Origin of the sequence: Pseudomonas sp. PSPC3-2 (assembly GCF_049897085.1) — a bacterium.
Classification (GTDB): domain Bacteria; phylum Pseudomonadota; class Gammaproteobacteria; order Pseudomonadales; family Pseudomonadaceae; genus Aquipseudomonas; species Aquipseudomonas paraveronii.
The window spans coordinates 48,468-68,715 of sequence record NZ_JAFCVO010000015.1 but is presented as its reverse complement, the minus strand read 5'-3'; the positions used below and the strand labels follow the sequence as shown (position 1 = coordinate 68,715).

At 59.0% G+C, this 20,248-nt stretch carries 20 protein-coding genes and 1 pseudogene; 9 read left to right on the top strand and 12 right to left on the bottom strand.

From position 1 onward, the window contains the following. The first annotated feature begins 345 nt into the window (after positions 1–345). Together ACP7CJ_RS22375 and ACP7CJ_RS22370 are read left to right on the top strand one after the other, a co-directional pair. Positions 346–1,443 (top strand): carboxynorspermidine decarboxylase, encoded by a 1,098-nt coding sequence (locus ACP7CJ_RS22375; protein ID WP_276197801.1) that lies wholly within the window; start codon positions 346–348, stop codon positions 1,441–1,443. A gap of 28 nt (positions 1,444–1,471) precedes the next feature. Next, positions 1,472–2,716 (top strand): saccharopine dehydrogenase family protein, encoded by a 1,245-nt coding sequence (locus ACP7CJ_RS22370; RefSeq protein WP_247402344.1) that lies wholly within the window; start codon positions 1,472–1,474, stop codon positions 2,714–2,716. A 272-nt stretch (positions 2,717–2,988) separates the two neighbouring features. On the opposite strand, the gene glsB is transcribed toward ACP7CJ_RS22370, so the two are convergent. The 3 genes from glsB to ACP7CJ_RS22355 form a co-directional block, all read right to left on the bottom strand. Continuing rightward, the gene (gene glsB, locus ACP7CJ_RS22365) at positions 2,989–3,897 is read right to left on the bottom strand and encodes a glutaminase B (protein WP_276197800.1); all 909 of its coding nucleotides are present in this window, start codon (positions 3,895–3,897) and stop codon (positions 2,989–2,991) included. A gap of 151 nt (positions 3,898–4,048) precedes the next feature. Then, a complete protein-coding gene (locus tag ACP7CJ_RS22360) occupies positions 4,049–4,690 on the bottom strand; it encodes a ribonuclease T2 (RefSeq protein ID WP_276197799.1) in 642 nt (213 codons plus the stop codon). A gap of 90 nt (positions 4,691–4,780) precedes the next feature. Further along, complete coding sequence (locus tag ACP7CJ_RS22355) at positions 4,781–5,761, bottom strand: Gfo/Idh/MocA family protein (RefSeq protein ID WP_426102036.1); 981 nt, start codon at positions 5,759–5,761, stop codon at positions 4,781–4,783. Positions 5,762–5,888: 127 nt separating this feature from the next. Between ACP7CJ_RS22355 and ACP7CJ_RS22350 the strand changes: the two genes are divergently transcribed. Beyond that, positions 5,889–6,251 (top strand): NUDIX hydrolase, encoded by a 363-nt coding sequence (locus ACP7CJ_RS22350; protein ID WP_426102034.1) that lies wholly within the window; start codon positions 5,889–5,891, stop codon positions 6,249–6,251. Positions 6,252–6,806: 555 nt separating this feature from the next. Here the strand turns inward: ACP7CJ_RS22350 and ACP7CJ_RS22345 are convergent. From ACP7CJ_RS22345 to ACP7CJ_RS22335, 3 genes are all read right to left on the bottom strand, one after another. Next, the gene (locus ACP7CJ_RS22345) at positions 6,807–7,091 is read right to left on the bottom strand and encodes a hypothetical protein (protein ID WP_426102032.1); all 285 of its coding nucleotides are present in this window, start codon (positions 7,089–7,091) and stop codon (positions 6,807–6,809) included. A gap of 1 nt (position 7,092) precedes the next feature. Beyond that, positions 7,093–7,539 (bottom strand): GNAT family N-acetyltransferase, encoded by a 447-nt coding sequence (locus ACP7CJ_RS22340; RefSeq protein WP_276197795.1) that lies wholly within the window; start codon positions 7,537–7,539, stop codon positions 7,093–7,095. 96 nt (positions 7,540–7,635) lie between these two features. Beyond that, the gene (locus ACP7CJ_RS22335) at positions 7,636–7,965 is read right to left on the bottom strand and encodes a hypothetical protein (protein WP_124362714.1); all 330 of its coding nucleotides are present in this window, start codon (positions 7,963–7,965) and stop codon (positions 7,636–7,638) included. A gap of 407 nt (positions 7,966–8,372) precedes the next feature. On the opposite strand from ACP7CJ_RS22335, the pseudogene ACP7CJ_RS22330 reads away from it, so the two are divergent. Next, a pseudogene (locus ACP7CJ_RS22330) lies at positions 8,373–11,301 on the top strand (RHS repeat-associated core domain-containing protein); the annotation flags it as partial. 72 nt (positions 11,302–11,373) lie between these two features. Here ACP7CJ_RS22330 and ACP7CJ_RS22325 read toward each other — a convergent pair. Beyond that, the gene (locus tag ACP7CJ_RS22325; RefSeq protein ID WP_276197794.1) at positions 11,374–11,811 is read right to left on the bottom strand and encodes a DUF3995 domain-containing protein; all 438 of its coding nucleotides are present in this window, start codon (positions 11,809–11,811) and stop codon (positions 11,374–11,376) included. A 93-nt stretch (positions 11,812–11,904) separates the two neighbouring features. Here ACP7CJ_RS22325 and ACP7CJ_RS22320 point away from each other — a divergent pair, with 93 nt between their 5' ends. Beyond that, positions 11,905–12,294 (top strand): DUF2946 domain-containing protein, encoded by a 390-nt coding sequence (locus tag ACP7CJ_RS22320; protein ID WP_426102030.1) that lies wholly within the window; start codon positions 11,905–11,907, stop codon positions 12,292–12,294. A gap of 92 nt (positions 12,295–12,386) precedes the next feature. Further along, positions 12,387–14,513, top strand: coding sequence for a TonB-dependent receptor (locus ACP7CJ_RS22315; protein WP_426102028.1), 2,127 nt, complete (start codon positions 12,387–12,389; stop codon positions 14,511–14,513). A gap of 89 nt (positions 14,514–14,602) precedes the next feature. Here the strand turns inward: ACP7CJ_RS22315 and ACP7CJ_RS22310 are convergent, their stop codons facing one another. Further along, entirely contained in the window at positions 14,603–15,619 is a 1,017-nt protein-coding gene (locus ACP7CJ_RS22310; RefSeq protein ID WP_426102026.1) for an ABC transporter substrate-binding protein, read from the bottom strand. A gap of 132 nt (positions 15,620–15,751) precedes the next feature. Beyond that, complete coding sequence (locus ACP7CJ_RS22305; protein WP_247402442.1) at positions 15,752–16,201, bottom strand: hypothetical protein; 450 nt, start codon at positions 16,199–16,201, stop codon at positions 15,752–15,754. A gap of 416 nt (positions 16,202–16,617) precedes the next feature. On the opposite strand from ACP7CJ_RS22305, the gene ACP7CJ_RS22300 reads away from it, so the two are divergent. The 3 genes from ACP7CJ_RS22300 to ACP7CJ_RS22290 all read left to right on the top strand — a co-directional run bounded on the left by ACP7CJ_RS22300 (position 16,618) and on the right by ACP7CJ_RS22290 (position 17,543). Then, positions 16,618–16,893: a hypothetical protein gene (locus tag ACP7CJ_RS22300; RefSeq protein WP_276197792.1), complete on the top strand. Its 276-nt coding sequence runs from the start codon at positions 16,618–16,620 to the stop codon at positions 16,891–16,893. A gap of 110 nt (positions 16,894–17,003) precedes the next feature. Next, on the top strand, positions 17,004–17,234 hold the full coding sequence (locus tag ACP7CJ_RS22295; protein ID WP_247402423.1) for a hypothetical protein: 231 nt from the start codon (positions 17,004–17,006) through the stop codon (positions 17,232–17,234). Between the two features lie 72 nt (positions 17,235–17,306). Then, positions 17,307–17,543: a DUF2789 domain-containing protein gene (locus tag ACP7CJ_RS22290; protein ID WP_247402425.1), complete on the top strand. Its 237-nt coding sequence runs from the start codon at positions 17,307–17,309 to the stop codon at positions 17,541–17,543. A gap of 6 nt (positions 17,544–17,549) precedes the next feature. Here the strand turns inward: ACP7CJ_RS22290 and ACP7CJ_RS22285 are convergent, their stop codons facing one another. From ACP7CJ_RS22285 to ACP7CJ_RS22275, 3 genes are all read right to left on the bottom strand, one after another. Next, positions 17,550–17,753: a hypothetical protein gene (locus ACP7CJ_RS22285; RefSeq protein ID WP_276197791.1), complete on the bottom strand. Its 204-nt coding sequence runs from the start codon at positions 17,751–17,753 to the stop codon at positions 17,550–17,552. Between the two features lie 115 nt (positions 17,754–17,868). Then, positions 17,869–19,101, bottom strand: a complete 1,233-nt coding sequence (locus tag ACP7CJ_RS22280) for a methyl-accepting chemotaxis protein (RefSeq protein WP_426102076.1) — start codon at positions 19,099–19,101, stop codon at positions 17,869–17,871. Positions 19,102–19,649: 548 nt separating this feature from the next. Then, entirely contained in the window at positions 19,650–20,054 is a 405-nt protein-coding gene (locus tag ACP7CJ_RS22275) for a TraR/DksA family transcriptional regulator (RefSeq protein ID WP_078742055.1), read from the bottom strand. Positions 20,055–20,248: the final 194 nt, after the last annotated feature.

Genomic DNA, 20,248 nt, shown 5'->3' with positions numbered 1-20,248 from the left:
TGAGATCGATCTCATTGGCGACGACAGTAACGGCGCAATGTGGCAGGAACGTGGTGGGCAGATGACGGTTTGGTGTCAGTACCCTGGATACACCGCGATCCCAATGTGGGAGGGGGCTTGCCCCCGATAGCGTTGTGTCAGACACCCGATAGGCCAGCTGATCCACCGCCATCGGGAGCAAGCCCCCACCCACATTGGGCCGGTGTATGCCGTTGGAATAGTCATATTCCGGGACTATGCTTGGAAACCCGACGCGCAAAATCCGCCCGCTAACCTTCCGATCTGCGCCAAGTGCGGGCACAATGCGTGTCCTTTTTTGGCAGGCACCGCCGTAGGCTCTCAAAAATGATCAAAACGCCGTACTACCTCATCGATAAACAGAAACTTCTGGTCAACATGCAGAAGATTGCCTACGTGCGCGAACAGTCCGGCGCCAAGGCGTTGCTGGCGCTCAAGTGCTTTGCCACCTGGTCGGTGTTTGACTTGATGCAGCAATACATGGACGGCACCACGTCGTCGTCGCTGTATGAATTGAAGCTCGGTCGCCAGAAATTCGAAGGCGAGGCGCACGCCTACAGCGTGGCCTGGGCCGACGACGAAATCGAAGAGATGCTGGATAACTGCGACAAGATCATCTTCAACTCCATCAGCCAACTGCAGCGCTTTGCCGAGCGTTCCGAGGGCAAGACCCGCGGCCTGCGCGTCAACCCGCAGGTGAGCAGCTCCGACTACCTGCTGGCCGACCCGGCGCGCCCGTTCAGCCGTCTGGGCGAATGGGACCCGGTGAAAATCGAAGGCGTGATCGAGCAGATCTCCGGCTTCATGTTCCACAACAACTGCGAAAACGACGACTTCAGCCTGTTCGACGAGATGCTGTGTACCATCGAAGAGCGCTTCGGTGCGCTGCTGCACAAGGTCAATTGGGTCAGCCTCGGCGGCGGCATCCACTTCACCGGCGAAGGCTATGCGCTGGACGCGTTCTGCGCACGCTTGAAAGCCTTCTCGCAGAAGTACGACGTGCAGGTGTACCTGGAACCCGGCGAAGCCGCGATCACCAACAGCGCCTCGCTGGAAGTCACCGTGCTCGACACCCTCTACAACGGCAAACACCTGGCCGTGGTCGACAGTTCCATCGAAGCCCACCTGCTGGACCTGCTGATCTACCGCCTCAACGCCAAGCTGGCGCCGAGCGCGGGTGAACACACCTACATGGTATGCGGCAAATCCTGCCTGGCCGGGGACATTTTCGGCGAGTATCAATTTGATCGTCCGTTGGCCATCGGCGATCGGCTGTCGTTCATCGACACCGCGGGCTACACCATGGTCAAGAAAAACTGGTTCAACGGCCTGAAAATGCCGTCCATCGTAGTGAAACAACTCGACGGTACAGTCGAAGTGGTTCGTGAATTTGGTTACGACGACTACCTGTCCAGCCTTTCGTAAGCTGGCGGATAAAGGAGAGATAAAGCAATTGAAAAAGAACGTTCTTATCATTGGTGCAGGAGGTGTCGCCAAGGTGGTGGCCCACAAGTGCGCGCAGCACAACGACGAACTCGGTCGTATTGCTATCGCGTCGCGCAACATCTCCAAATGCCAGGCCATCATCGACAGCGTCAAGGCCAAGGGTAGCCTCAAAGTACCCGCCGACATCCAAGCCTTTGCGCTGAACGCCCTGGACGTGGAAGCGACCAAGGCCCTGATCCGCGAGACACAATCGCAGATCGTCATCAACGTTGGCTCCGCGTTCCTCAACATGTCGGTGCTGCGTGCCTGCATCGATACCGGCGTGGCTTACCTCGACACCGCCATCCACGAAGAGCCGGGCAAGGTCTGCGAGACCCCGCCGTGGTACGGCAACTACGAATGGAACCACCTGGAAGAGTGCAAACAGAAGAACATCACCGCCATTCTTGGCGTGGGCTTCGACCCGGGTGTCGTCAACGCGTATGCCGCGCTGGCGCAGCAAGAGCATTTCGACCGCATTGATTCGATCGACATTCTCGACGTCAATGCCGGCTCCCATGGCAAATACTTCGCCACCAATTTCGACCCGGAAATCAACTTCCGCGAATTCACCGGACAGGTGTGGAGCTGGCAGAACAGCCAGTGGACCAGCAACACCATGTTCGAAGTCAAACGCACCGACGACTTGCCGGTGGTCGGTTCGCAGAACCTGTACCTGACCGGCCACGATGAAGTCCACTCGCTGTCGAAAAACCTCGACGTGCCCAACGTGCGCTTCTGGATGAGCTTCGGCGAACACTACATCAACGTGTTCACCGTGCTGAACAGCCTCGGCCTGCTCTCCGAAAAGCCGGTCACCACCGCCGAAGGCCTGCAAGTGGTGCCGTTGAAAGTGGTCAAGGCCGTGCTGCCCGACCCGTCTTCGCTCGCCCCCGGCTACACCGGCAAGACCTGCATCGGCGACCTGGTCAAAGGCACCAAGGATGGCCAGCCACGCGAGATGTTCATCTACAACGTGGCGTGCCATGAAGCAGCCTTTGCGGAAACTGAAAGCCAGGGCATTTCCTACACCGCAGGCGTGCCACCCGTCGCCGCTGCGCTGCTGGTTGCACGTGGCGAGTGGGATGTGAAACACATGGCCAACGTTGAGGAGCTGCCGGCTGAGCCGTTCCTCAAGGCGCTGGACGTGATGGGCTTGCCGACTCGGATCAAAGACGAGCACGGTGATCGGGCTTGGGATGCGATTGCCTGACGGCGATGGCTGACTGAACAAAAAAATGCGCCCTCAGGGGCGCATTTTTTGTTTAGCTGTATGGGACTCTCCAAACCACTGCAGATCCAAATGTGGGAGGGAGCTTGTTCCCGATTGCGCTATGTCAGTACCGAATAGGCTGGCTGACACACTGCAATCGGGAGCAAGCCCCCTCCCACATTTGGGTCCGTGATGCTCCACGACGGTTTCAGGGTGTCGCTCCCAGCCGCGTGATGCGTCTTAAAATCGTTCCTGCATACACGGGAACGATCTCAAAACACCGACCAGCCAATCCGCTCACTCAACAACTCCAACGCCTTGATCCCCGCCAGCGAGTTCCCCGCCGCGTTCAACTCCGGCGACCACACGCACACCGTGAACTGCCCCGGCACCACCGCGACAATGCCGCCGCCGACCCCGCTCTTGCCCGGCAAGCCCACGCGATAGGCGAAATTTCCCGCTTCGTCATACAGCCCGCTAGTGGCCATGATCGAGTTGACCTGTTTGGTCTGGCGCGCGGTCAGTATCTGCTCGCCGCTGTGGGCACTTACCCCCTCGTTGGCCAGGAAGCTGAACGCCTTGGACAAATCCAGGCAACTCATTTGTAGCGCACAGTAATTGAAGTAACTGTGCAGCACCGCGTCGACGTCGTTATGGAAGTTGCCGAACGACTTCATCAGGTAGGCCATGGCCGCATTGCGTGCGCCGTGTTGCGCTTCCGACTCGGCGACGACGCTGTTGACCAGGATCTGCGGGTTGCCCGACAGGCGCCGCACAAAGTCGCGCATCGACAGAATCGGCACGGCAAAGCGTGACTGGTTGATATCGCAGATCACCAGCGCGCCGGCATTGATAAAGGGGTTGCGTGGGCGGCCACGCTCGAACTCTAGCTGCACCAGCGAGTTGAACGGCTGGCCCGAGGGCTCGTGGCCCAGGCGCTCCCAGATGGTTTCGCCGCCGTGATCGATGGCTTGCACCAGGCTGAATACCTTGGAAATGCTCTGCACCGAGAACAGGGTATCGGCATCCCCGGCGCAGTAGGCCGTGCCGTCATTGCCGTACACAGCGATCCCCAGTTGATCAGCGGGTACGTCGGCCAGCGCGGGGATGTAGTCGGCAACGTTGCCGAGACCGATCAGTGGACGAACTTCGTCGAGAATCGACTCCAACAGCGCCTGCATGTCTTGTCCTGTCATCGTTCTTTGAATCAGTGGTAAGCGGGGCGCGCAGGATACTTCAATGTGCGCGGTAGTCCCACTGGCGGCGATGACGGGGGGCGGCGTCAACCGCTGCCACTGCGGACATTGCATTGCACTCGCTGCAACCGCTTGATCAGCGCTGAACCGGAATCCGGATATCCCCGCCCCGGCACTGGGTTTTCACACTCTTGGGGCAGCCGGCAAAATGCAGTTCCTTGCTCAGGCACACCCGCACTTCGGACAACACCTTGCCCTTGCAGATCACCGCCACGCCATGGTTGCCCATGGCCGGGTTACTCTCGCGAAACAGCGCCTCAATCTCCCGCGCCTCCAGGTAGCCTGGCACGTTGAACGGCTGCAATTGCTGCGGGATCTGCACCGTGGCCAAGGCCGCATCAGTGGCTTCCAGGTAGCGCGAGGCGCCCAGACCGCTACAGGTGCCATGTTTGGACCATTCATGCTTGAGCAATGCCTGCGTCGGGAACACCAACGCGCCTTTGGCCAGCTCATCTGCCGACAGCCGCGACTGCGCATCGCACGACGCGGGCCAGCCACCCTGCGCGTATTGCGGCCATAGCCCATGCAATACAAACCCGTAGCCTTTGCCGCTGCATTGCTCGTTGTTCGGGTGCGCCAGGCAGAACGTCGGCGACCAGGACAGCGACAGCACATAAAAATCAAAGTCCCCCGTCGGCCGCTGCTCCCGTGGCGCCGCCTGCGTCGCCACACTTGCCAGTACCCACCCCACGGCCAGCCAGGCTGCCTTGTATTTCATCCGTCTGTTCCTTGAAAAAAATAAGCCCGCATTGTTAGCGCAGGCCAACGCCCGGCGAAAGTCGTGAATGCAACACGTCGCCAAAGAAAACTACTCAGGATGGTAGGGATTGCGTTGCAGCACCTTGTCCAGAATCCGATCGGTCTTCAACGCCTCGATCGCCAGCGCAGGATGCTCGGCGTCGCCGCGAATATGCGCATTCATGCCCAACACATGGTGCCACTGGATATGCGTGTGGCAAGGCACCTCCAGCACTTCGTCGACTTTCCCTTCAAGCCGCAAGGGTTGGTCGTCGAACACCGCAAACGTGATACGACCCTGCGTGCCGATCAGCTCGACGCGATCTTCACGGCGGTCCGCGACAAAGTTCCAGCAACCCATGCCCAGCGCGCCGGAGCTGAAGGTCCAGCAGGCGGTCACCGCGTCTTCCGCCGTATACTGCCCGGCCTGTCGCGCGGTAAACCCGGCAACCTCGACAATGTCCCCGGCCAGGTACTGGAACAGATCAAAACCGTGGCTGGCCAGGTCGGCAAAATAGCCGCCACCGGCAATGGCCGGGTCGGTGCGCCAATTGGCGGCGCTGGTGTCGTCGTCGGCCGGCGGCTTGCACAGGGACCAGGTCAGGTGCCGCAGTTGGCCGATACGCCCGTCGCGCAGCCAGTCGCGCACTTGCTGGAAACGCGGCAGCGAGCGGCGGTAGTAGGACACAAACAAGTGCAAACCAGCACGTTCGAAGGTGCGCTGCATCAATGCGCCCTGCTCGGCATTCAGTGCCATGGGTTTCTCGACGCAACAGTGCTTGCCGGCAGCGGCCACCATCAGGCTGTATTCAAGGTGGCTGTCGGGCGGTGTGGCGATGTACACCGCGTCCACTTCAGGGTCGTTAATCAGTGCCTGAGCGTCGGTATAGAAACGGGCAATGCCGTGGCGTGCCGCATAATCGCGCACTACCTCTTCGCGGCGCCCCATCACTGCCACCAGAGCCGAACCTGGCGCTTTGTAGAAAGCAGGTCCACTCTTTAACTCAGTGACACTGCCACAACCGATCATGCCCCAACGTACGGTTTTCATCTGTTTGCCTCGTGCGTTGTCGTCAATCGACCAGTATCCACATCATCACGCAGGTGCGCTACCACCACCCAGCATGACATTTGCATTACACTTTTATGACAAATATCTCTCTGCGGGGGCACAGACGATGAAAATACGCGCAACGGTGATTTGCGAACACGAGGGGCACATCCTCTTCGTGCGCAAGGCCAGATCGAAATGGGCGCTGCCGGGCGGCAAGGTCGAACGCGACGAGCGCCCGGTGGGCGCCGCCGAGAGGGAGTTGGAAGAAGAAACCGGGTTGAACGTCGACGGGCTGCTGTACCTGCAGGAATTGAAGGCGCGCGACACGCTGCACCATGTGTTCGAGGCGTCGGTCGTGAACATCGCGCAAGCGCGGCCATGCAACGAGATCACCGCTTGCCGGTGGCACGCCTACGGTGCCCTGGACGAGCTGGACACCACCGACACCACGCGGCACATCGTCAAATCCTTTCTGCGGCGCCTGTAGTTCCGCACTCTGCCCGCTCGCTTGACCAGACCATTCGCTGACTGCCGTTCGACAAAGGATTTGACGAACGTGCCAGCGGCTGTGCGCCACCGCTCGCCCCGTGAACATGCGCGTTGATGATTGGCCAACGGCTCACATTTACCTTTAACTCTACCCAACAGGATATTGGGCTTCTTTGAGCACTGTCTTCGTGGCATTTTGAAACATTCGACTCCATGAAGGGGCTGCGACCAATTCCGGTACCAGGCCAAACACAATAGACGGATTCGCGCGGAGTTTGCCGAGATTAAAGTTTGATGCCGACGAGAAATCCCAGGCAAAAAAAATCCCAAGTAGCTGATGGAAACTTGGGATTTAAAAATGCATAAACCGTGGGAGGTGAACGCGCCGCTATAATACCGATTGCCTAAACCTGTAACAAGATGGTTTTAATCCTTTCGTCGGACTGAAGTCGCTGTAAGTCATTCAATAACCACACATTTATTAAGGTGGACGGGTATATAAACGCCACTTTTTGGTGCAACTACCGGAGTGACTTGCGAGCACTATCTCCCTTTATAAAGAAGGGTTATCAATCGATCGCTGTATAAGATTTTTCATCGACTGTCCTCTCAACTGGTTGCACGTCTCGCCAAGTTCAATCCTGTTTGACGACTCCGCACTGGCCACGCGTTCCACTTGCCTGCAGAGGGCCAGGTGCTCGGTGGCCTCTTCACGCTGGCGGTCGACTTCGGTATTGAAGTGCACGAAATAGCTCCCCAACAACACCGCAATACACAGCACCGCAACCGCGAAGTAGCGCAAGCTGTCGGGCGACCGGGGCTCTGAAGGGTTCGTCACCTTAGCGTTTCCTACTCTTTTCGTAGCGAACGTCGTCACCTTCCGCAGTGGCCACCACCGACCAGCCCAAACGTCGGTAAAACCCATTGGCCCGGACTTCATCGCGCCCGTCGGTGATCAGGAACAGCGTGTCGTGCAGTTCAAAGAGCGCAGCCTCAGCGACTGCCATCAATTTTCGCCCAAGGCCGAGGTTCTCGTGTGTCTGCAACACGAACATCGCAAACACTTCGCCCTCGGCCAGGTCAACCATGGAAAAGGCAACGGGCTGGCCGCCCACTTGGGCGATCCATGCGCAATCCGCTTCTTGGATGCGGTCGGCCAACACCTGAGGTGTGATGCCGAGATCGGCCATCTGTTCTCGGCTGAGGTAGTTCTGCACCACCAAAGTGCGAATGGCGAAAAGCGTATCGACATCATCCTGCGTCGCGACGCGAATATGTATTTGCATACCTGCCTCCTAAATGCAGGGCGCAATTGTATGCAAATTGAAACACAGAGATTGTCGTGGATTTGTAAAGCGCGCAGCCGAACAGCAAGAAGCTCCTTATTTACGCGCCACTTTGTAGCGCACGCAATCCTGATAAAAACTCTGGCGAATTGCCTCGGGCTTGAGCCGTGAACGGCTGTCATAGGTCTGTTCGGTGATGCCCATGGCCATCATGCGCATCCATGATTTATTGAACTTGATGGTCTGGATCTTCTGCCGCGCGGCATACAGTGAGACGCCCGAGAGCTTGAGTTCCTGAGCCCTGGCAGCCGTGCCCGCGCCCCAACTGCACATGTACTTGTCACCCTCGCGCAGCTCCCGTGCCTGCGCGGCAGCTGCGCCGCCGGCCAGGGAACAGGCGATCAGCATGATTCCAACAGTGCGCATTTGCGTCCTCACCTAACCACCTGAAAATAAAAGCGATTCTGGCGAGGATTTTGTTACAAAGGGGCCACTAAATTGCCTTATCGCACTGCATGAGTGGGTGCCTTCGTCGGAAATGGCGGTTGCTATATCGATATCACAATCGGTCGGATCGACTTTTTGGAGTGCCCTTTCAAGTCGTTTCATACGTTTTTTCCCCAGGCCGTGTCAGCCCGTTCTGATTTTTCCAGCCGTTCGTCCAGCGCCTTTTTTCCGCAGCAAACTCCGACGCCTTTCCCTTTGCCGAGACGTCACGGATGACTAACGCCTCCCACATTGCCTTTATCAACCCTGAGCTGAACAGCATCGATCAACGCCCGGCCGAGTCCCCCCAGCAGGTTAACGCCAGGTATGCCCACGCACTCGACTCCCTGAGACTGTCCGATGCTGCACTGGACGGGATTTTGCCGTTTGAGTGGACGCGGTGGTACCACACCCGTGCGGTGGACGTAGACTGTGGATTGGGGTTTGGCTGGGGTCACTCGCTGGCACATCGGCTGACGCTGACGGACGATTCTGCAGTATGGATTGACCATGAGAACCGATCGACTGTCCTGCCCTTGCCGACTGAGGCGCGACCGACAATCAGCAATCGCCTGGCCGACGCTTCGCTCTACCTGGGGGCTTGGCCCGATGAGCTGGTGCTGTCCCAGGCATCACGTTTCTACCACTTCTACGACGGTGTGCTGACCGCAATCAGCGACGCCTACGACAACCGGCTGCGTGTTTTCCGCGATGCGTTGGGGCGCATTGAGCGATTGGATACCGGTGTCGGTCGCTCGCTGTTTTGGCGTTATGAGCACGGCCGCATGGTGGCGGTCGATTACCAGGTTGAGCGGGCCAAGGGGCGTGCGGACGGCGTCTGGGTGACCGAGCAGACCGTGGTTTCCTACACCTATGACGACATTGGACGACTGACTTCAGCAACCAATGCGGCCGGGGAAAGCGAGGTTTATCGATACGACGAGCAGCACGTCATTCTTGAATGCCAGTTGGCCGGCGGCGCGCGTTTCTTTTGGGCGTGGGAAGGGGCTGGCAAGGCCGCGCGATGTGTCCGGCATTGGGCCGGTTTTTTGCAGATGGACACGCGGTATGTCTGGGGCGACGACGGCAGCGTTACCCTTCACAACGCCGATGGGCGCCAGGAAATGTATGTTCATGCCCCACAGGCACAACTGGTGCAGCGTGTTGATGCGGATGGCGCCAAGCATTTCAAATCCTACGACGACATGGGTCGGCTGACGGTCGAGCAAGACCCACTCGGCGCGGTGACGGCGTATCAATACGACAACGCCGGACGCTTGGTGGCGTTTTTTCCAGGGGAGGATGAGCCAACGTCCTACGAGTATGCCAATGGATTTTTACGCGTAGTACGCCGTGGCCAGGCCGTTTGGAACTACGAGCATAATGACCAAGGCAATGTCATTCGTAAGACCGACCCCGATGGCAACGTGACCGACTATAGCTACAACAAATGTGGGCAGTTGATCGGGGTTTGGTTTCCTGACCACAGTTGCCTGCGGCGGGCGTGGAATGAGCGTGGGCAACTGCTTGAGGAGCAGTGGCCGGACGGCGGCGGGAAGCGCTATCGCTATGACGATCTCGGTCGGCGGGTGGCGCAAGAGGACAAGCATGGGGCGCTGACCCAGTACCAGTGGGACAGTGTCGGACGGTTAGCGTGTGTGATCATGCCCGACGGTGGCACGCGGGAATACAGCTACAACCCCTACGGAAAAATCACCGCCGAACGCGATGAACTGGGGCACGTCACTCGCTACGACTACATCGACGGTCTGCCCCTGATCAGCCGCCGCTTGAATGCGGACGGCACCCAGGTCAACTACCGCTATGACCACGTTCGATTGCTGCTCACCGAAATCGAGAACGAAATCGGCGACGTCTATCGGTTCGACTACCACCCCAACGGCCTACTCCAGCAGGAAATCGGCTTTGACGGCCGACGCACCGCCTACGCCTACGACCTCAACGGTCACCTGCTGGAAAAAACCGAACATGGCGCCGACGGCAGTCTGCTGGTCACCCGTTACCGGCGAGACCACGCCGGTCGGTTGATAAGGAAAATCCTGCCCGACGGCAGCATCGTTGAATATACCTACGACCGCCAAGGCAACCTTCTCAGCGTCAATGACGACCACCGGCCCCTCACTTTCGCCTACGACCAGCAAAACCGCCTGATCGCCGAACATCAGGGCTGGGGCACACTCCGCTATGGCTACGACGCTTGCGGCCGGCTTAAACACCTGTGCTTACCGGACAACAACCAGTTAGTGTTCAACCATGACAAGGGCGGCCACCTGGCGACCGTCGAACTCAATGGCGCGCTGCTGACTTCACACCTGTTCGACGCCGGCCGAGAGCACCAGCGCGCCCAAGGCAAACTGCTCAGCAGCTACCAGTACGATGACCATGAACGCCTGTTCAACCATGGCATCTGCGATGTCCAAGGCACTCGCTACCGCCGCCAATACGGTTACGACCAAGCCGGCAACCTCAGCCGTTTGCTCGACACGCGCAAAGGCGAACATCGCTACCACTACGACACGCTAAACCGCCTGGCCCGCGCCGATCACTCCCAGGCCGCGCAGGAACGCTTCGCCTACACTCCGGCTGGCGACCGTCTGACGCTCCAGGATGACCACAACTACGACTACGACACCTTTGGCAACCTCGTCCGCGAACGGCACGGCAAGGACCACCCACTGATCACCGAATACCGCTACGACTGTCAGCACCGCCTGATCGGCCTCACCCGACCCAACGGCCAAACCGCCCACTACCGCTACGACCCGTTTGGTCGGCGCATCAGCAAAACCGTTGCCGGCACGACCCGCGAGTTTTTCTGGCAAGGCGACAAACTGATCGCCGAACACCACGCACAACTGCATCGCAGCTACGTCTACGAACCCGACAGTTTCCGCCCACTGGCCCTGCTGGAAGGCTTCGGCCCACACCACACCAAGCCTTTCCACTACCAACTGGATCATCTAGGCGCCGCGCAGGAGCTGACCGCGCCCGACGGCGAAATCGTGTGGTCCGCGCACTACCGCGCCTACGGCCAGATCACCCGATTCGACATCGAAAAAATCGAAAACCCGCTGCGTTTCCAAGGTCAATACTTTGACCCGGAAAGCGGGCTGCACTACCACCGCCACCGCTACTACAATCCGCAGAGTGGTCGCTACCTGACGCCCGATCCGCTGAAAGGGGTGGTCGGGCTCAACGGCTATCGCTATGCGCCCAACCCCACAGGGTGGGGTCCGTCGGGGCTGAGCGCCTGCCACGCAAGTGAAGGGGCGCAAAGCGCAAACAAACTACAAAACGGGTGTGACGGCTCGCTGCGTGATCAGCCGATCAACTCCATGCCACCACCAACAACCCTGCCCCCAGTACCATGCACAACGGCGAATAAAAATACGTATCCCACCGCGCAAACCGCGAACCACCTACCTTTTTGAAAAAGCCCACCAGCTCCGAATCGCCGATCGCCCGGGCAAACATGATCACGGCAATCGCGCTGATGCCCCATTGCAATGCGCCATGGGACACCGCCGAAAAATACAGCCCGGCTCGCAGGCAAACGAGCAAGGCAATTGCCACCAGGCCCAGCGCCACCAGAAAGGTGCCCAACGCCGAGGGCTTGAACGCCGGGCGGGGTCCGCTGGCGAATTCGCCGGGGAGTTGGGGGATGGCGGCGAGGCTGCCGAGTTTGCCGCCGGCGGCCCAATACAAATGCACCATGCTGACAAAGGTGAAAATACCGACGATCCATCGTGCGACGATAAAGCTCATGGCGGCTTCTCCCAGAATTTGTGCGATCTAGGATAGTCCCCCTGAGATTTTTTGCAGGCATTTCGCCGGCGGCTGATGGTAAAGTCCCGCCCCATGAAAATCGCCCGTGCCGACCGTTCGCTCATTGCCTGGATGCTCTACTGCTGTGTCCTGTTCAATGTGTTCGCGTGCAGCATCGGTCATGGGCAGATGGTGGGCATGCAGCTCAACGGCATCGGTGGGCAGTTCTGTACCGTCGACCCGCGCACCCAGGCGCCCAAACCGTCCAACTCCACCGATGAAAACCTGCCGACGCTGTCCAAGGCGTTTGGTTGCCCCCTTTGCTCCACCGGCGGCATGGGCCCGGCGCTGAGCTCCAGCCTCAACGTCGCGGTGTTGCCGCAACCCCATGCACCGCCGCCGGCTATCGTACTGGCCGCCGATATCCCTGCTCGCTTCACCTGGCCCACGGCCCACCCACGGGCACCGCCCGCCCTCGCCTGATCCTCGCGTTTTCTGATCTGCACTGACGCCGTTTCCGTAAGGAAATACGGGCGACTGTGCGTTGTTTTCAAGCAGGTTTTCAGGATTCAAGCATGAAACATTTACCTCTGTTGGCGGGCCTGTTCGGCTGCCTGCCTGTCTGTGCCTGGGCGCTCGAACTCGCCCCGACCACCATCGATGGCGACCCCACCAGCGAACCGGGCCTGGGCCTGGACCAGTCCAGTGGCGTCGCTTCGCGGCTGGGGCTGAGCGTGCGCGAAACGCCTGCCTCGGTGGCTATCGCCAACCGCAATGACATCGAGCGCCATGGCGCCAAGACTTTCCGGGATGCGGCCAATACCTTGCCCGGCGTCAACGCCAGCGCACCGCCGGGGTTTGGGGGCTTTGTGTCGTATCGCGGGTTTACCAGCAGCCAGATCACCCAGATGTTCAACGGCATCAACGTCGCCACCGGGCTGGCCCGGCCGGTGGATGCGTGGATCTATGATCGGGTGGAGCTGGTCGGCGGGCCCTCGTCCTTGATCAATGGTGCGGGCTCCGTAGGCGGTTCGCTGAACTACGTGACCAAGCTGGCGACCCGCGAGGAACAGGCCGCCGCAGGCCAATTGACCTATGGCAGCTACGACACCGCCGGCATGGCGTTCGGCCTGAACCACGCGCTGACCGACCCCAGCGCCGACGTGCAGCATTACGCACGCCTGGACGTCAGCCGCAATACCAACCACAGCTACATCGACCGCGATCAGCGCGACGCCTGGAGCGTAGCGTTTTCCCTGCTCAGTGACCTCACCCCCAACCTGTCCCATACCCTGGCCCTGGAATACCAGGACGAGCATGAAGACAGTCCGTACTGGGGCACGCCGGTGCTGAATCCCAAGGCTGGCGAGCTGAAGATCGATAAACACAACCGGTTCAACAATTACAACGTCGCCGACGGCCGTTACGAACAGCGCACGCTTTGGGCGCGCTCGATCATCGACTACCGGATCAACGACAGCACCACGCTGAAAAATACCCTGTATCACCTCGACAGTCAGCGCGATTACCGCAACCTGGAGACCTACCAGTACAACGCCGACAACAGCGCGGTGAACCGCTCGACCGCGTATCAGGTACGTCATCAGGGCGCGCAGAATGGCAACCAGTTCGAACTGCGTCATGACGACAGCGTGTTCGGCCTCTCCACCACCTGGTCCGGGGGCTTCGAATACAAGGTCAACAGCACGACCAACAGCCCGCTGAGAGCCGCTGGCAATAGCACGGTCGATCCTGACCACTATGACCCAGGGCACTTTTACGACATTCCTGGCACCCGACCAGGCTTTATCAGGGACAAGACCAACGAAGTCACCACCAAAGCGCTGTTCGTGGAAAATCGCCTGGGCCTGACCGATAAGCTGACATTGCTGACGGGCCTGCGCTACGACGCCATCGACCTGGATGTCACCAACCACGGCGCGATAACCGCCAGCAGCCCACGGTACTTCACGCGCAGTTGGGCGCCAGTGACCGGGCGCGCAGGCCTGACCTACCAGTTCATCCCGACGGCCAATGTGTACGTGCAATACAGTACGGCCGCCGAACAACCGAGCACCACCACCCAGGTATTCGACGTATCCACCGGCAAGCAGTGGGAAGTGGGCAGCAAATTCGACTACCTGGACGGTCGCGGTTCGGCCACCGTCGCCGCTTATAAAATCGAGCGCAAGGACTTTGCCGTCACCGACCCGCTGGACCCGATCAACAGCATCCCGGTAGGCGCGCAGTCGTCCAACGGCATTGAGTTGGCCAGTTCGTTGCGCATCACGCCGCGACTACTCGCCGAAGGTAACTTCGCCTGGGTGGATGCCGAGTACGACGAGTTCAATGAGAAAATCGCCAGCGGCGCGGTGGTTTCGCGCAAGGGCAATACACCGACCAACGTGCCCAAGCGTGTCGGTAACCTGTGGCTGACCTATGATTTTTCCGAGGATTGGCAAGGCGGTGTGGACGCGCGATATGTCGCGCAGGTTTATGCGGATAACGCCAACACCCAGACAGTGCCGGCCTACACCTTGTTCGGAACATTCCTGCGCTACCGGGTGGACGCCCACACCTCGGTGACCGGCCGCGTGCGCAACCTGACCAACGAGGTGTATGCCGAGTTCGCCCATGTGTCCCCGGCGTATTACCTGGGGGCGCCACGGACGTTTGAAGTGGCGGTGCAAACCCGCTTCTGACCCTACAATACAAACCAATGTGAGAGCGGGCGTACTGTGGCACGCCTGCGTCCACATGCTTGATCTGCGTTCTGCCGCGGGATGGGCCGCTATTTCAGGCTGGCTTCAACCTTCTGCGCTACATCTTCCGTCAACCATGCCTTCCACACTTCGGGATGCGCCTTGAGGAACGCCAGCGCGACGTCCCGTGGCGCCGTGTGATTCTCGCTCATGGTCGCCAAGGCTTTGTTCAGCGGCTCAATCGGGAACTCGACCTTCTCGAAGAACCCGGCAATCTGCGGATGTTCTTTCTGGAACGGCGTGGACACCCCGATACTCAACTTGGACGCCAGAGACCGCGTCGGCTTCGGATCGGGATTGTCCGCATCCGTCAGCGTCTTCCAGGCCTGTGCATCAAACGGCGGCTCTTCCAGTTGGATCAACTTGTAGCGCCCCATCAAGGGCGTCGGTGACCAGTAGTAGAACAGCACCGGCTTGCCACGACGAATCGAGGAGGCAATTTCGGCATCCAATGCCGCCCCCGAGCCACTGCGGAAGTTCACATAGCTGTCGTCCAGACCGTAGGCCTTGAGTTTCTGTTTGTTGACCACTTCCGAGGTCCAGCCAATGGGGCTGTTGAGAAAGCGCCCTTTGCCGGGGGATTCGGGGTCCTTGAACACGTCTTTGTAGCGCGCCAGGTCCGCGACACTTTTCAGGTCTGGCGCCAGCGGCTTAAGGCCTTTTGCGGGGTCGCCCTTGACCACGTACTCCGGCACCCACCAGCCTTCGGTGGCGCCCTTGACCGTATCGCCCAACCCGGCGACTTTGCCTTCGGCCTCGGCCTTGACCCACACCGGACTACGACCCGCCCATTCTTCGCTGATCACCTGGATATCATTCTTCGCCAGGGCGGTTTCCAGGGTGATGGTGGTGCCGGGCAAGGTGTCGGTAGGCAGGTCATAGCCGTTCTCGACGATATACCGCAGCACTTCGGTGATCAGACTGCCGCTTTCCCAGTTCAAATCGGCGAAATGCACAGGCGCCTGCGCAGCCGAAACGGGCAACGAAGCCACCGACAGACTCAAGGTCGCCAGGGACGCCGCCAACAGGGTTCTCAATCCTTTCATGCCTTTGCACCTCACGTGTTCGCAGCAAAAACGGACGGCTTTGCCGCCAATGCGCGAAGCCTCTGAATAGTTAAGTCAACTCAACTGTAGTAGAGGTTCCCGGAGATAAAGGCTGTTCGCTGTACGGAGGGGTTATTCGCTGGCCTTGAAGGTCACCAGTTCACCCTTGCGCCACTTGGCGGCCTTGCCGGTCACGGCCTTGAGGGTTTTGGTCAAGCCTTCCTGCAATTGTTCGTTGGCGGCAAACACCAGCATCACGTTGTGACCTTCCTTGAACACAATGCCCTGGCCTTCCGCCGAGGAAACAAAGGCGTAGTCGCCCAGGCCATACACCGTCAACTTGATATCGCGAAACTTCAATTCAAACTTGCCACCTTCGCGACTGGGCAATACCGCTGCGCGAAAATGATCGCCTACCTTGAGTTCGAGGCGCTGTTTGTCATCCACGACCAACGCCGATTCAGTATCGATCTCGGCGATGTAGATGCCTTCCGGTGTTTGTTCAGTGATGTAAACAAAACGGGATTGAAACTGTTTGACCAACTTTGCGCGCAAATCACCCAGCACGAATAACGCGTGCATATCCAGATTACTGACTGCCAAGGAAACGCCCCCACATCAAAAAAAGCACTGTCCGCCGGGACGGGCAGCACAAAAAAACGGCCATAACGGCACGCTCACACAACACATTTATTAAAAAACCTGAAAAAACGCCCCCTGCGGTGCCGCAAGACCAATACAGGCATACACGATAGACCCTATGCAGGCCATCGATCTTCACAGCAAATCACAGGTTTAGCGGCCCGAGAAGACGGGCCGACCAGCTTCAGAGAATAACCCAATTAAAAAACGCAGTTTCCGACAATCTGCACAAAACAAAATACCTGGGTATGGAACCGAGTGCCGACCGCCGACGACAATACTAAAACAGCAACACGGGTCAAAACCACCCGTTCCGCTGCTGGCGGGCCAACCAGATCGATCGACAGGAGCTGACCATGCAACGACGTCAACACGGCGCTACGTCTTCCGGCACTCATTCATCCTATCAAGACGAGCGCCAATACTACTGCTTGCAAAGCCATACTGGATACTCGAACTCCGTGCTTTATCAAGTTGTACCCGCCGGCCGGAACTTCTTTCATATTCTGGAAGTAACCAGCGGCAGGATCAAAGGCTTTCGCAGCAACCATATCCGCGCCTGCGAACTGGCAAAAACCCTCGAAGCCGCAAAGCACGCCCCTCACGGCGGGATCGTTTCGTCACCTGGATGACTTTACCGCGCCGCCGTCCCTCAACAACTGCCATACTGGCCCGTCCATTGAAGTTTGCCCCCTGCGGGTCAGGTTTCATCAGTGCAGTTACCTTGAAGGGAAGGTTATACGTGACGGAATTTGATATTGGCGAATTTTTTATCCATGGCGAAGCCAGAGAAGTAGACGGTGAATTCCAAGCAGTTATCGTAATGCGTGCCAAGCCTCCCTTGACCACGATCACAATGCACCAAGTGGAAAAAGATCGTTGGTTCAAGACTGCAGACACCGCCGACATCGCGGCAAAAGAAGCCGCCAAGGCACTCAAGACTGCGGTGGACTCAGGGGCACTGACCACCTAAGAATCCGATAGAACTCTACTGCGCGAAAAACCTCCGATGCATATCCCCCCCAAAAACCGCACGGAGAACGATATGGACGCGCCAGTACCGACCCTTGAAACCCTGTTTGATCAACTGGGCCTGGATTCCACCCCGAAGGCCATCGATGCGTTTATCGCCGCGCATCCTTTGGCCAACGACGTGAAGCTGATCGACGCGCCCTTCTGGGCGCCCCAACAAGCTCAGTTGCTCAAGGAAGAGCTGCGTGAAGACGCCGAATGGGCAATGGCCGTGGATGAACTGAACCAGCGTCTGCACCAAGCGCAATAACGCCCCTCAATGCAGGCTGTCTGACTGTTCCATGCGCAACAGCGCTTGCCAGGCGGCCCTGCACTCCTCGGCTTCATCACGGCTGGCGAAGGCCGTGCCACGCTGTTCACCGTTGAGCAGCACGACCCAACAAGCCTTTTGACCCAGCGCACGCAGGGTTTCGGGTACGCCACTGCCAATCATCACAGCGACATCGACTTTTTTTTGCATGGGGCTTCTCCGCAGCGATAGTTAGCTGACTAACAATGTCGGCCATGCTACGTTTTTCCTCCGGTCAGAAAAAGCTATCCCCTGAATAGCTTCATTGCATAAACCGCAACAATACTCAGCGCTTGGCCTTGGTGTTTTCGGGTTTATAGCCCAGGCGCAATCCACCCCAATGCCGGCCCTTGACCATGATCGGCACCGACAAGTCGTGCATCAGCTCGCCTGTATCGCGGGTGTAAGTCTGCAGCAGCACCGCTTGCTGATGGCTGCCACAGCGAATCCCGGTACGGTCGTCGAACTTGCGTTTGGTGCGATTCTGTAAGGCGTCCACCTGTGCGTCGCCAGTCAACGGCTGGGAAAACGCCTTGTTGTGTGTCGGAACATACCCCTGCTGCGTACAGGCGATGGCAAATACCAGGCCCTCATGGCGCGGCAGCAGCGTCTCTTGAATCGCTGGCAATACCTGGTCGGTGTAGCCATCAAAGCGCGTGTGGAACTTGCTGGGGCGGGTGTTGGGGATCGACGTGTAGCTGCGGTCAAACAGATCCTCCAGGCTGATACGGTTTTGCAGTACATCCGCCTCGAACTGTTCGGCAATGCGGCTCGCGCCTTCCCGGGCGAGGTCGTAGATGCGTTGGTGATAGTCATCCAGCCCGACTTCAGCCAGGCGTTCGCTGATGGTTTCGGCCTGCCCTTCCATTTGCACGGCGGCATCGGCCAATTGACGGGTTTGCTCGTCGCTCACCGTCAGGTCGCTGCGCATTTGCTCCACGGCATGGAACAAGCTGTCGAGTTGGGCCCGGTTGGTATCGGTGCCCTGGGCGATTTCGTTGACCTGCCCTTCGACATCCGCCGCCAGGCTGGCGATGTTCTGCAACTGCTCACCCGCGTGCTCCACCTGCTCCACACCGGTTTGCAGGTCTGTCGACAGTTGGCGAATCTGTTCCACCACCTGGCCCGTGCGTTGCTGGATATCGGCGACCATTACCCCCACTTCCTCGGTGGCAGTTGCAGTACGACCGGCCAGCCCGCGGACTTCATCGGCCACCACGGCAAACCCGCGCCCATGCTCGCCGGCACGCGCGGCTTCGATGGCGGCGTTCAAGGCAAGCAAGTTGGTCTGGCTGGCGATGGATTGGATCACCAGGGTGACGCGCTGGATTTCCTCGCTGCGCTGGCTCAGGGCCTCAATCATCTCGCGGCTGTCATTCGCACGCTGACTGAGCTGGTGCATGCGGGTGATCGACTGGGCCAGCACTTCGCGGCCCTCGGTGCTGCGCTGATGCGCCTGGCTGGCGGCACCCAGTGCCTGGCGGCTGAGTTGGGAGGTGACTTGTTCGGTGCCGATCATCACTTCGGCGCTGCTGACGATCTGTTGGGCGGCGCTCAACTGCGACTTCAAGCGAGCAGCCAGTTGCTTGACCGAATAGGCCACGCCGGCCGCCGACAATGCGTTATGGCTGGTGGTATGGGACAGGTCGCGGGTCAGGTCGCCAATGGCATCGGCCGCTTCAGACGGCGCCGCGCTGGGCGTGCGTTTTTTCAGGCGGGGCAGCCAGATCACCAGCAAGGCCAGTGTCAGGCAGAGATAAATAGGCAGGCTGGCAAACGCAATGCCCAGCAGGACCAGCACCAGGGCGGTGCTCTGCAAGAGCGGCGTCAGCCAGCCGGGCAACCCGCTCACCACCGCGTGCGGTGGCACTGCTGCGCCCATCAGAGGTCCGTCCCCAGCCATCTTCGTCACCCCACTGCTTGTCATTATTGTCTCTGCATTAAACGCCACTATCAGGCCATTATCTATGGGCCTTTAGTGGGGGAGCTTGCAGCAGATCAATAGACCGGGCGTAACGGGTATTTTCCCTGGGGAGCGCAGTACTCGCCCCCCTCGGCTTCAGCGCATCAGGCTTGGCGCTGGTGCTTGTCGATCTGCTCGTGGCGCTCTTGCGCTTCGATGCAGTACTTGGTGGTCGGGCTGATCAGCAGGCGCTTGAGGCCGATAGCCTCGCCGCTGTCATCGCACCAGCCAAAGGAATCTTCCTTGATGCGCTCCAGGGCGCGCTCAAGCTGCGGCAGCATGCGCTGGTCGCGATCAATGGCATTCACCAACCAGGTGCGCTCTTCTTCCACGGAAGCGGCATCTGCCGGGTCGGCCGGGGTGTCCAGGCTTTCAATGGCGATGCGGTTCTGTTCAATGCGCTCGTGGTGTTCCACTTTCATGTCTTGCAGCAACTGCTCGAAAAAAGCGTGCTGTTCGGCATTCATGTAGTCATCCGCCGGCATGGCCAGCAACTTTTCCTTTGTCATTGATTTCTCTATAAAAAATACGTGCATTAAGGCGAATAAGGGAGCGTTCCGGCCGACCTCTGCAGGTCTCGGAAAGGCGCCATCCATTCCAAGCGCCACCCGGCACTCAATTTACGAGGGGCGGCAGTCTAAGGCCGACTTGAGGGCGCAGCAACTGAAAAGACAGGCATTTTTCCAAGATAACCCCCAAAAGC